At 63.5% G+C, this 12,530-nt stretch carries 11 protein-coding genes; 10 read left to right on the top strand and 1 reads right to left on the bottom strand.

Annotated elements, in window-relative coordinates:
* Window positions 1–108: 108 nt before the first annotated feature.
* A complete protein-coding gene (locus AC6I6U_RS13640) occupies window positions 109–1,092 on the bottom strand; it encodes a TauD/TfdA family dioxygenase (RefSeq protein ID WP_497882441.1) in 984 nt (327 codons plus the stop codon).
* Between the two features lie 288 nt (window positions 1,093–1,380).
* Between AC6I6U_RS13640 and AC6I6U_RS13635 the strand changes: the two genes are divergently transcribed.
* The 10 genes from AC6I6U_RS13635 (at window position 1,381) to AC6I6U_RS13590 (ending at window position 12,482) form a co-directional block, all read left to right on the top strand.
* A complete protein-coding gene (locus AC6I6U_RS13635) occupies window positions 1,381–2,589 on the top strand; it encodes a PepSY-associated TM helix domain-containing protein (protein WP_497882440.1) in 1,209 nt (402 codons plus the stop codon).
* Window positions 2,586–3,125 (top strand): PA2404 family protein, encoded by a 540-nt coding sequence (locus AC6I6U_RS13630; RefSeq protein ID WP_497882439.1) that lies wholly within the window; start codon window positions 2,586–2,588, stop codon window positions 3,123–3,125. Before AC6I6U_RS13635 ends, AC6I6U_RS13630 begins: the two co-directional genes overlap by 4 nt.
* Complete coding sequence (locus AC6I6U_RS13625) at window positions 3,122–3,478, top strand: hypothetical protein (protein ID WP_497882438.1); 357 nt, start codon at window positions 3,122–3,124, stop codon at window positions 3,476–3,478. The genes AC6I6U_RS13630 and AC6I6U_RS13625 overlap by 4 nt, the downstream gene beginning before the upstream one ends.
* Entirely contained in the window at window positions 3,475–4,050 is a 576-nt protein-coding gene (locus AC6I6U_RS13620) for a DUF6162 family protein (RefSeq protein WP_497882437.1), read from the top strand. The genes AC6I6U_RS13625 and AC6I6U_RS13620 overlap by 4 nt, the downstream gene beginning before the upstream one ends.
* 41 nt (window positions 4,051–4,091) lie before the next feature.
* Window positions 4,092–5,021 carry a metal ABC transporter substrate-binding protein gene (locus AC6I6U_RS13615; RefSeq protein WP_497882436.1) on the top strand — a complete coding sequence of 310 codons (930 nt, stop codon included), beginning with the start codon at window positions 4,092–4,094 and terminating at the stop codon, window positions 5,019–5,021.
* Window positions 5,018–5,770 carry a metal ABC transporter ATP-binding protein gene (locus tag AC6I6U_RS13610; protein ID WP_497882435.1) on the top strand — a complete coding sequence of 251 codons (753 nt, stop codon included), beginning with the start codon at window positions 5,018–5,020 and terminating at the stop codon, window positions 5,768–5,770. The genes AC6I6U_RS13615 and AC6I6U_RS13610 overlap by 4 nt, the downstream gene beginning before the upstream one ends.
* Window positions 5,767–6,666: a metal ABC transporter permease gene (locus AC6I6U_RS13605; RefSeq protein ID WP_497882434.1), complete on the top strand. Its 900-nt coding sequence runs from the start codon at window positions 5,767–5,769 to the stop codon at window positions 6,664–6,666. The genes AC6I6U_RS13610 and AC6I6U_RS13605 overlap by 4 nt, the downstream gene beginning before the upstream one ends.
* A complete protein-coding gene (locus AC6I6U_RS13600; protein ID WP_497882433.1) occupies window positions 6,667–7,629 on the top strand; it encodes a metal ABC transporter substrate-binding protein in 963 nt (320 codons plus the stop codon).
* Window positions 7,630–7,715: 86 nt separating this feature from the next.
* Window positions 7,716–8,849: a cupin-like domain-containing protein gene (locus AC6I6U_RS13595; RefSeq protein WP_497882432.1), complete on the top strand. Its 1,134-nt coding sequence runs from the start codon at window positions 7,716–7,718 to the stop codon at window positions 8,847–8,849.
* A gap of 141 nt (window positions 8,850–8,990) precedes the next feature.
* Entirely contained in the window at window positions 8,991–12,482 is a 3,492-nt protein-coding gene (locus tag AC6I6U_RS13590) for a hypothetical protein (protein WP_497882431.1), read from the top strand.
* The last annotated feature ends 48 nt before the right edge of the window (window positions 12,483–12,530 follow it).

Raw genomic sequence — 12,530 nt, 5'->3', positions numbered from 1 at the left:
ACGAACCGCCAACCCGAGGATTTAGCGTGCTGGCAGGCGGTTTCTCGGGTATGGCGAAGGAGAGGGGTAGAAATCTGCGGATCGGTGCGGCAATTGCGACGAGTGACGTCAGTCGGCAGGCTGCGAATAACCTTCGGCCATCGCTACCACCACCTTGCGCTTGCCGGTGAACGGCGAACGGGCATGGGCGGCGAGCATGTTGTCGAGCATCAGCACGTCGTTTTCCTGCCAGGGGAAACTGATGGTGCATTCGTCCAGCACCCCACGCACCTCGTCGAGCAGGTCGACCTCGATGGCTGAACCATCACCGTAGTAGACGTTACGCGGCAGGTCTTCCTCGTCCACCACATCGAGCAACGTCTCACGCACCTCCGGCTGCAGGTTCGAGACATGGAACAGGTGCGCCTGGTTGAACCAGACCATTTCCCGGGTTACCGGGTGATGCGCTACTACCTGGCAACGCTGGCGCGTGCGCAACTCACCATCGTCCTTCCATTCGCATTCGATGGAGTGGGCTCGACAGTAGGCTTCGACCACGGCCTCGTCCTCGGTGTTGAACACCTGGCTCCAGTCCACGTCCAGGCCATTGCCGTAGTTGCGCACATACATCAGGCCCTTGCTGACCAGGCGCTCGCGAATTCGCACCGGCACCCGGCGATAGACTTCGCGACTGTTGCAGATCGGGGTTTCGCCACCGGTCTGGGCGGCGATCACGCTGTAGAACCAGATCTTCATAGGCCATTCGAGGGTGTAGGCCTGTTCGTTATGTAGCGGAATGCTCTGGTGCGCCGGGTACTCGGTGGAGGTGTAGACCCCCTTGGTCACATTGCTGCGCGGGGTCGAGCCGAACTCGTAGTTGAGCAGCGGGTGACCGAAAGCTGCGGCGAACTCACGAAAAGCCTCGGCGCCACCGACATCGAAACCGCGCAGCAAGACGCCGCCCGCCCGATAAAGGTGCTGGTCGATCAGCACCTTGCACTCGGCAAACGCCTCACGCAGGTCAAGTCCGGGCTCGGGCGCCTGGATCAGCATGGGCAAACTGCCCGAACCGGTCAGCAGCGGCCGGATATCCAAACTCAACGCATTGTTCATGAGCACTTTTCTCCCTTGATCCTAGGCCGCGGCACCCCATCCCTGAACGTGGGATGCACCGGGTTTCAAAGGATGAAACGGATAATCGACAGCGAAAATTAGCGGGCGCCCATCCCGGCGCCAGGCCACCGAAACATTTGCTTTCATATAGTCCTACGTTTTTTGCCTGCTCATCCGTCTCATTAAGATGCAGTTGGTCGCGTAGGCAAAAGCCACGACCGGCTTTCCAGAGCTCGCGGCTCCTTCTCAGGCCTCAAGCCTTCCTCCGATGTCGAGAATCCGCTTCCCATGTCCAAGAAGTCCCGCTCGAAAATCTGGTTCCTGGTCCATAGTTGGCTGGCGCTACCCATCTGGTTCTTTGTGCTGATCGTCTGTGTCACCGGTACCCTCGCGGTGGTCAGCCAGGAGATCGTCTGGCTGGCCAATCCTGATATACGCGCCGGCAAGCCCTCCGATGACGCACCGTTGCTCAGTTACGACCAGGTACTGGCTGCCATCAAGAAAAACGAACCTGAGTTGATCGTGCAGTCGATCCAACGACCGGATGAGAGCCACTTCGCGCTGCTGGCCGATATCAGCTATCCGGATGGGCGGTCAGTGACCGTTTACGTCAATCCCTACACCGGGGTCATCCAGGGCATCAGCCCGCAATTCAACTTCAAGAACTTCACACGGGCCCTGCATGGCTGGTGGCTGGTGCCGTTCACCAACGGCTACAGCTGGGGCTGGTATCTGGTGTCGATACTGGGATTACCGATGTTGGCTTCGCTGATTACCGGCCTGGTGGTGTACAAGCGCTTCTGGAAAGGCTTTTTCAAACCAACCCTGCGTTTCAACCATGGGGCTCGAATCTTCTGGGGTGACTTCCATCGTCTGAGCGGCATCTGGTCGATCTGGTTCATCGCTGTGATTTCCATCACCGGTACCTGGTTCCTGATCCAGGCCATTCTCGCCGACAACCAGATCAACATAGCCACCCGCCCCATTCCGGCCATCATCTCTCACGACAGTGCACCGTTGATGCCCGATGGTCAGCCGGCACCCAGACTCGGCGCAGACGAAGCCCTGCGCATTGCCCGTGAACAGGTACCCGGGCTCGATGCCAGTTTCATCAGCCTGCCGGCCAACGCCTATAGTGCATTCGAAGTCGGCGGCCGCAGCTGGTACCCGCTGATGTACCAGACCCTGGAACTGAACCCCTACAACGGCAAGGTCGAGCAGTCGCGATTACTCACGGAACGCACCGGCCTGGAGTTCGTCACCGAGTCGATGCGCCCATTGCACACAGGGGATTTCGGCGGGCTGTGGGTCAAGTTGATCTGGTTCTTTTTCGGCCTACTCCTGAGCATGATGGTGCTCAGTGGACTACTGATCTGGAGCAAGCGCACCGCGCTGGCAACGCTCAATGCCCTGAAACGCAGCAACAAGACTGAACGCGCCGACAAGTCCAGGCCCCACACCGCGCTCGGCACCGAAACCCCGGAGGTCAATCTGTGAGCAAGGCTGAAGCAACACTACCGATCTCTCCCCTGAACCGACTCTGGCACAAATGGCGCTTCCACCTGAATATCCTGCTGGTACTGATCCCGTTGGGCTTCATGCCCCGCTACTTTTCCGACGCAGCACTGTTTCGTGGTGATACCGGGCTGGGCCAACATGTCCACGAGCTGCAGGTAGGCCCCTGGAGCCTGCAACTGGCCGAACTATGGGATGAGGCGCCTCGCCGCGACGGCCCGGCCGGCTACTTCAAGGCCTTCAATGCCAGCCTCTGCGCCGACTGCATCACGCAGGTCAAGGCCACCTACCTGCGGGTTAGCAAACCCCGCAGCCTGCGCGCCGCCGGCGTGATCTTTTTCGGCACGCCCTATCGCATGGGCGCCGTGGTTCCGATCCCGCAGAACACTGCCGACGACGCAGAATTGTGGGTGACCCTCGAAGGCTGGGACGGGTCGGTCCACCAGGCCTACATTCCCCTAGGCCAGGCATCGCCCCTAACCATCGCCTGGCTGAAAAAACAAGGTGCACGCCCATGACCTCATTGCATCGTTTCACCCTATCTCCAACCCTGCGACGCCTGCTGACCGGTACGGCGCTGCTGGCAGCCGGTGGCCTCAGCCTGAATGCCTGGGCACATAATCCGATGTGCGAGTGCAAGCAACTCGACGCCGAGCAGATACAATGCAAGGGCGGCTTTTCCGACGGCAGCGGCGCTGCTGGCGTAACCCTAGACGTGATTGGCTACGACGAAACGGTACTGCTGCCCGGAAAGCTGGGTGAAGACTCGACCCTGACCTTCAAGAAACCCGCCACCGACTTCTATGTGCTGTTCGATGCCGGCCCCGGCCATGTCGTGGAAGTGGACAAAGCAGATATCGAGGCACCATGAGTACAACCACTACCCAGGTCGTACGCCCCGCCGGCGCCGGCCATGAAACCCTCTACGTGCTGCTGTTCTGCCTGGTCGTGCTGCTCGCCGCCGGCTCCGTGGTGGCGCTGCACGGCGAGAAGCAGGAGGTCGCCCCGGTCGCGGCCCACCAACTGGACGCGCGGCGCGACCTCACGCCGGGCGAACAGGGCATCTACGCCGACCTGCGGGTCACCCTCGACGAGATCCACCTGCTGCAACAGGACCAGCAGGCATTGCCCGCTCCCGCGCAACTGGCCGAGGAAGGCTTCGCGCCCTTCGCCCAGGATGCCAGTTCGGTCAGCCGCGGTGGTCACACCTGGCAACTGCTGGAGCAGCATGCCTACCTCGGCCTGAGCCAGGCCAATGCGACCGCCGGTTCGTTCCTGATGCGGGTCGGCAGCGACACGAATGCCGCACCGGATATCTGGCTCACTCGCAACGCCACCCCGACAGTACCCGGCGACCTCGCCGACAGCGCCCTGGTTGCCGCTGGCTGGCAGCAGGTGGTGGCGCAATTCGACGCCGGCGTAACCCGCCAGCATCGCCACTGAGCCGCTCCAAATACCGTTCACCCGGAGAAGATCGCCCTCTCATGTCCATTTCAGCCCTGTTCAGCCGTCGTCGCCTGCTTCTGGTACTGCTGCTCGCCCCACTCCTGTCGACCTTCCAGGTCCACGCCGACTCGGCCAAGCGCTTGCGCATCGGCATCACCCTGCACCCCTACTACAGCTACGTGGCCAATATCGTCGGCGACAAGGCCGAGGTGGTGCCGCTGATCCCGGCCGGTTTCAATCCCCACGCCTACGAGCCACGGGCCGAGGACATCAAGCGCATCGGAACCCTGGACGTGATCGTGCTCAACGGCGTCGGTCACGACGACTTCGCCGACCGCATGATCGAGGCCAGTGAAAAACCACAGATTCCGCTGATCGAGGCCAACGAAAACGTGCCGCTGCTGGCCGCCACCGGCGTCGCTGCCCGGGGTGCCGGCAAGGTGGTCAACCCGCACACGTTCCTGTCCATCAGTGCGTCCATCGCCCAGGTCAACAATATCGCCCGCGAATTGGGCAAGCTCGACCCGGACAATGCCAAGTTCTATACCGCCAACGCCCGTGCCTATGGCAAGCGCCTGCGCCAGTTGCGCGCCGATGCCCTGGCCAAGCTGACCCAGGCGCCCAACGCCGACCTGCGGGTGGCGACGGTGCATGCGGCCTACGACTACCTGCTGCGTGAGTTCGGCCTGGAGGTCACCGCAGTGGTCGAGCCGGCCCACGGCATCGAGCCGAGCCCGAGCCAGTTGAAGAAGACCATTGACCAACTGCGCGAGCTGGATGTGAAGGTGATCTTCTCGGAACTGGACTTCCCCTCCACCTATGTCGAAACCATCCAGCGTGAGTCCGGGGTGAAGCTCTATCCGCTGTCGCACATTTCCTTTGGTGACTACACCGCCGACAAGTACGAGAAGGAAATGAGCAACAACCTCGACACCGTGGTCCGGGCGATCCAGGAGGCGGGGGCATGACCGCCGCCGAGAGCATCGATCGCGTCGCCGTCGGCCCGACCCTGGACTTCGAGGCGATCAACCTCACCCTGGGCCGCACCACCATTCTCGACCAGGTCAGCTTTCAGGTCCGCCCCGGCCATGTGCATGCGCTGGTCGGCCCCAACGGTGGTGGCAAGAGTTCGCTGATCAAGACCCTGCTCGGGCAGATGCCGCACCAGGGCCGCCTGAGCCTGCAATGGCCGGGCACGCCAGGCACCATCGGCTATGTGCCGCAGGCCCTGGAATTCGATCGCGGCCTGCCGATGACCGTCGACGATTTCATGGCAGCCATGTGCCAGCGCCGCCCGGCATTCCTCGGTCTGTCCCGACACTTCGCCGGGGCGATCGGCGAAGCGCTGGAACGGGTCGGCATGCAGGACAAGCGCAAGCGGCGCATGGGTGCCCTGTCCGGTGGTGAACGCCAGCGGGTGCTGCTGGCCCAGGGACTGATCCCACCACCCCAACTGCTGGTGCTCGACGAGCCGATGTCGGCGCTGGATGAAGCCGGCATCCAGGTGTTCGAGCGGCTGCTCGGCGACTGGCGCCGCGCCGGCATCACCGTGCTGTGGATCGAACACGACCTGGAGGCGGTCAAGCGCCTGGCCGACCGGGTTACCGGTCTCAACCGACGGATCCTGTTCGACGCCTCCCCTGCCGAGGCACTGACCCCGGACCGCCTGCTGACCCTGTTCTCCACCCACCCACGCGGCGAGGGCACCCGACCATGAGCTATGAAGCTTTTCGCCTGATGATCCAGGGCTGGGCCGCCGACGGCCTCCTGCCAGCGGCGCTGGCCTACGGTTTTGTCATCAACGCGCTGCTCGCCGGCCTGCTGATCGGTCCGGTGCTTGGCGGTCTTGGCACCCTGGTGGTGGTCAAGCGCTTCGCGTTCTTCTCCGAGTCGGTGGGTCATGCGGCGCTGACCGGCGTGGCCATCGGCATCCTGCTCGGCGAGCCCTACACCGGCCCCTATGGCAGCCTATTCGGCTACTGCCTGCTGTTCGGCGTGTTGCTCAACTACCTGCGCAACCGCACCGGACTGGCCCCCGACACGCTGATCGGGGTGTTCCTGTCGGTGTCCCTGGCACTTGGCGCCAGCCTGCTGCTGGTGCTGGCTGGCAAGATCAACGTGCACATCCTGGAAAACGTGCTGTTCGGCTCGGTGTTGACGGTCAACGGTAACGACCTGCTGGTGCTGCTGGTGGTGGGCGCACTGGTGCTGGGCCTGAGCCTGCCGCTGTACAACCGGATCATGCTGGCCAGCTTCAACCCGCAGCTGGCGGCGGTGCGTGGTGTGGCGGTGAAGACCCTCGACTACCTGTTCGTGGTGCTGGTGACGCTGATCACCGTGGCGGCCGTCAAGGTTATCGGCGCGATCCTGGTGGGCGCCCTGCTGGTGATCCCGGCTGCCGCAGCACGCCTGCTCAGCCAGTCGCTCAAGGGTTTCTTCTGGATCTCCGTGGCGATCGCCACCGTCAGCACCCTGAGCGGCATCCTGCTGCCGATCCTGTTCGACCTGCCCGTGCCGTCCGGCGCGGCGATCATCCTGGTGGCCGGTACCGCCTTCGCCCTGGCGGCGATTGCCCGTGGCACCGTACCCAGTCTCAAAGGGAATATTGGATAAATGCCGAACCTTCGCCCTCTCGCCCTCGCCCTGCTGCTGGGCGGCCTGTACAGCAGCGTATCGTTCTCCAGCCAGGCGCCGATGCCGATCACCGCCAATCAAGGCCTGGGCAATATTGCCTTGCACGCCAGCACCGAGAACAAGCCGGTGTGTATCCTGGCCAGCCTGCCAATTACCTATGGTCTCGGCGAGATCCTGCTCAAGGACAGCGGCGTGGAACTCAAGCGCGCCGCCGACGCCAACCTGCCGGGTAGCCGCCAGAGCGCCTACTTCAGCGGCCGTGGCGCCCCGGCCCTGCAGAAGCTGGCAAACCAGGCCGATGCGGTGATCGGCCTGCGCTCGCTGTGGCCCGATGATCCGCTCTACATCATGGCCCGACGCAGCAATGTGCGCATCGTCGAAGTCGACGCCGCCCGTCCGGTCGACGGCGGCCTGCCGGGTATCGCGGTGCAGCCGGGCCAGGGCAGCGATGGCCTGAACAGCCAACCGTGGCTGTCGAGCAACAACCTCGGGCGCATGGCCGATGTGACCGCCGCCGACCTGGTACGCCTGGCCCCCACGGCCAAGCCGAAGATCGAGAGCAACCTGGCGACGCTCAAGCAGCGCCTGCTCAAGCTCAGCGCCGACAGCGAGACACGCCTGGCCAAGGCCGACAACCTCAGCGTGTTCAGCCTCTCCGAGCGCTTCAACTACCTGGTGGGTGGCCTCAACCTCGACATGATCCAGGTCGATGCGCGCAGCGATGAACAGTGGACCCCCGAGGCCCTGGAGAAACTCGGCGAAACCCTCAAGGATGCCGATGTGAAGCTGGTACTGGACCACCGCCAGCCGCCAGAGGCGGTGAAGGCGGTGATCGCCAAGGCCGGCAGCACCCTGCTGGTGCTCGACAGCGAAGGCAGCGATCCACTGGCCGGACTGGAAGCCTCGATCAGCCAGGTGCTGGATACACTGGCGCCGATCTAGCATGGAAACCGGGTGGATCACGCTAAATTTCCACCACAAGCACTCGTTCCCTCTTCGGGCCTAAACCACAATACAGAGGGAACGCCGTGGATCTGCAGAGCATCCTGTCAAAGCTGTTCGCCAATGCCGGCTCGGTCGGTATCGAAGGTGTATTTCAATTCGTCTTCGGCCCGAACCAGGCCTTCTGGTCCGATGTCGGCAGCAACACCGTCACTGCCGCAGGGCGCCATGCCCGCCCGGATGTGACCATCAGCGTCGCACAGCCGGACTTCCTGGGCATCATGACCGGCAGCGCCAACGTCGAGGAACTGTTCGCCAGCGGCCGCCTGAAGATCGACGGCAACATGGGCCTGGCGACCCTGCTTCCACAGATCATCGACAGCGCCCGGAACAATGGTGGCAAGGCCGAAAAAGTCGAGATGAACAAGCGCTACCCGACCCCGCCACGGACCAGCGAGCAGGTTTCGGCCGCACAGCCGGTACTGCGTGAGGTGGAGCGACGCCCACGGCAGGGACTGAGCGTCAGCGAGTTTCGCGAGCATTACCTGCCGGGTGGTATCCCCGTGGTGATCAGCGATGCCCTTCAGGACTGGCCACTGTTCAATATGAGTCGCGAAGAATCGCTGGTGCATTTTGCCGAATTGCAGGGCATCACCCGTCACGGCGACTACGTGAAAAAGACCTTCTCCACCGATCGCGATTTCCGCTCCACCTCGATGGCCGAGTTCATCGCCTCGCTGGACCGCCCGGCACAGAAGAGCGCCGACGGCTCGCCTCCCGCCTACATGGGCAACAACATCGTGCCGGCCCAGTTGCTGGAGCAGATCCAGTACCCGCCCTACTTCGACCGTTCGCTGTTCATCGCCCCACGGATCTGGATCGGCCCCAAGGGCACCCTGACCCCGCTGCACCGCGACGACACCGACAATCTGTTCGCCCAGGTCTGGGGCCAGAAGTCCTTCATCCTTGCCGCGCCGCACCACCGCCAGGCCCTGGGGACCTGGTCCACCGCACCCCAGGGCGGCCTGGATGGCTGTGACGTGAACCCCGATGCGCCGGACTACGAGCGCTTCCCGGCCTCGCGACACGTGCCGTTCCTGCGCGTAACCCTGGAAGCCGGCGACCTGCTGTTCCTGCCTGAAGGCTGGTTCCACCAGGTCGAATCGGTGTCCACCTCGCTGTCGGTGAACTTCTGGGTGAACTCCGGGCGCGGCTGGTAACCGGCCCCGTCGACTTGCCCGCACCCTGCATGGCGTGGGCAAATCCGCCGCGACCATAAACAAGTACCTCATGGACAAGGACACCGCTGGCGATACTCCTTCGTGCGTTTCCCCCGAAGCTCACGATAAAAGGATTTATCCATGGCAAACACCTACAGCAGGGATGAACGGATCACCCAGTCCATCGACGGCCTGGTCATCTCGGACCTCGATACAGGCTCCGTCCCGCACAAGTCCCATGTCCTGTCGCCGACAGCGCCCAACCTGGCAGTGGCCAGGGGCAGGACCGGCCTCGCCGAACTGGATGCGCGCCTGGGGCCGGTCACCCTGGACACTTTCGTCATCACCCGGGTGGAACTCTACGACATGGGGGCCCGCCTCAGTGGCAAGCCCCTCGACAGCCACGACCCGCAACTGCATGACCGTGGCAGTTCCCTGGTTGACGACCTGCAATTCGAGCCCGCTGAACTGCAAGCGCATCTGGAAAGCGGCAGCGATATCGACCAGCGCCCGGTCGACGTGCTGTTTGAAATCGCCTCGCGACGCTCCTTGCAGGCCCCACCCCTGCTCGGGACCCGGCAACCGCCGCTCACCGCCAACCTGATGAAACATCTGCACCACCTGCTCGTCCGCCTGCAGGACATGCAGATCCTCGCGCGCAAATATGTCACCTTCAGCCTGCCGGGCTGGATCGATGCCGCCAAGAGCCGCGGCATGCTCACCTCGGGAGCCGGCATGCAGGCCTACGGGATCTACAGCGGCCTGGTAGGTATCCGCGAAGCGTTGAAACATGGCGAGGTCACGGATGTCGTGTTGAACACCGGCAGCGTTGCCAGCGAACTGACCTCGGTGTTGCTCGAACGCGGCCTGAGGAAAACCGGCGAAGCCCTGCTTGGCCAGGGCGGCAGGATTTTCCAGGGCTTTCGCGCCACCTCCGCCGGCCTGATGCTCAGCCGCAGCGCTGGCCTGCTGGGCAATGTGCTGACCCTGCCGTTCGACATCCACAGTGCTGTCACGGCGTTCAAGAACGCTGCCAGGACCACGGGCAAGGAGGCCATGGACCATTACGTCACGGCCGGTTTCAGCATCGCCAGCGCCACCTTGTCGCTGGCACTTGGCGCAGCCGCCGCAGCGGGTTTCAGCTCCGCCGGTCCGATCGGACTGGTAGCGTGCGCCGTGTTGATCGTCGGCGCGAAGATCTATGGCGCCGTTCGCCAGGTCGACGATATCGACGACTATATCGAGCTGACCGTCAACGAACGCTGGCGCTCGGGTTGGTTCGCCTTTACCGGACAGGAACTGGACCGCGAGGTCACGGACCGCTACCTGATCGAACGCACCCGGGTCGAGCATGGCAAAGCCCTGGAGGCCCGCGCCAGGGCACTGCTCGAAGGAGAGATGCAGGAAACCCTCGCCGGGGTGGTGAACGGCAACTTCCACGTCGAGCTGGAACCAGTCAAGCAGTGGGCCCATCGCTGGGAGGGCGAGGAGCAGGACTCTACGCACATCAATACACCCGTTGTCCGCGATGGCGACGATGTCATCGACGCGTCGGCGGGGCTGGAACAGGTGCCCGGCGCCATCAGCGGGACACCTGGGAAAAAAAAAGCCGTGCTCTGGCAGTTGGGCGGCGGCAACGACCAGGTCATCGGTGTGCGCGACCAGGCCAACTACTTCGCGTTTTCCACCGGCGAAAAGAACCTGGCCGGCGGCGACCACGATGACGCCTTCCTGTTTCAGGCCCAGGAGACCCTGAGTTCCACCCGCACACCCGCGACCCAACCGGCCCTCAGCAGGCTGCAGGGTGGCGACGGCGAGGACTCGCTGTCGCTGCAAGGGCAGGTGCCGCCGCGTCACGACCTACGGTTCGTCGGCCACGAGATCGACCTGGACAGCGGCAAGCTGGGCTTGCGGCGCAACGCCACCGACCCCGACCCGCTCGCCTACGCCACGCTGGCCTCCATCGAGCACGTCGAAACCCTTGCCGGGGGCAGCAGCCACGTAATCGGCAACCCAGGCGCCAACCATATCACCCTGCTGGGTCTGGATGACCAGGCGAGCGGTGGCGCCGGCGATGACCGTTTCATCCTCAAGGGCACGGACGCCACGGTCGCCGGCGGCCCTGGCAAGGACTACTACCGGATGGCCCCGACGGGTAGAACCGTGACCCTCGACGAAGACGGGCAGGAACCCAGCACACTCGAACTGGGCTGGCCCATGGAGCGTATCCAGGGCTGGCGTATCGTCGGCACCTCGCTGGTCGTCACTTCGCTGCGTGGCGAGCATGGCGAACTACCCAGCCATCAATTGACCATCAGGGGGGTCTACAGGAACGACAACGGACGGCAGTTGCAAAACGACCTGCTGCTGTTTGTCACCCAGGACGGCTACCTCTTCAAACCCGACCTGCCGACCGTGCTGGAAGGCAGCGGCGACCAGGACATCCAGGTCACGGTGCTGACCCTCGGACAACTGCCACCGGCCCCGCAACCGGTCAACGGCGGCGATTGCCCGCTTCCCGGAGCCTCGACGAGCGGCTATTTTCTAGCACGGAACACGCAGGAGACGGTCTTCCAGATCAGCGCTGACGACACCCGACCGTCAACGACCCTGTTCCTCGACTACGACAGCGAAGAGATCGAACAGGTCAACGTGCTGTATCACGTCGAACCGAAGCGCGTCGGCGCCTTCAACTACCTTGCCTACAGCAATGCCAGCCTGATCCTGCGGTTCAACGATCAGACCCGCCTGACGCTCAAGGACTGGGTGATCGCCGGTGCTGGCAAGCCGGCCGATGTCGGCACCTCCCTGCACACTTCCGGGTTGGAACTGATCCATCGGATTGTCCTGGTGCTGCGCGATGGCAGTTCCTACCTGGTTGGCGCCCCGCCGCCCCGCTATACCGATGACCAGCGTCATCCGGGGGCCAGGAGCGTCGAGGGCCGGGGAGCATTGCACAAGCGTACGGGCCATTGCCTGTTCCGCTTGCCGGAAAACCGCGCCGCCGTGCTGAAAGACCATGCGCAGCGCGTCGACTTCAAAGCCGGCAGCGACTCGACGATCTACCACCTCGAAGGCATGAGTTCCACCTATGAACTCCATCCCCGTGCCGGCGCGACCCTGCACCTGTCGACGCCGGCCGCCCTGGGAAAAACCGCCAACGCCTCGACCTGGCACATCCATACCCAGGCGAGCGGGCAGATCATGACCCGCAGCGACATCAGGATCGAGCCCCAGCAGCTATGGATCGGCAACATCCGCCTGCTGCTGCCTGCCGACGACGATCCCACGCAACCCCTGGACCTGATCTACATCGTCCTGACCTCTGGCGAGCGCTATGAGGTCGACCGGATATTCGAGCAGTTGTTGCTGCATGAACTGGACGCTCGCCCCCACACCGACATCGAAGCCATAAAACGGTGTATCGAGCAGCATCAGGCGGACAACGAACTGGCCAGCAGCCGCGTCAGGGTCAGAGGCCTGAAGGTCACCAGCTCATCGGCTTCGAGTGCACGCTCGCACAGCGCCTATGGCGCGCTCATCTACGACACCCGGACACAACAGTGGTGCACGGACAACGACGAGTCGTCCCTGGTCGACCCTGCGGACCTGTTTATCCATACCCCTCGCTAATGCGCGGACAGGGCCTGCCGGCAGCGCAAGACGCACCAACAGCGGGCC

The sequence above is a fragment of the Pseudomonas sp. UTLPPB19802 genome, assembly GCF_059730225.1.
Note: the sequence above shows the minus strand (reverse complement) of the source record. Positions and strands in the feature narration are given on the sequence as shown.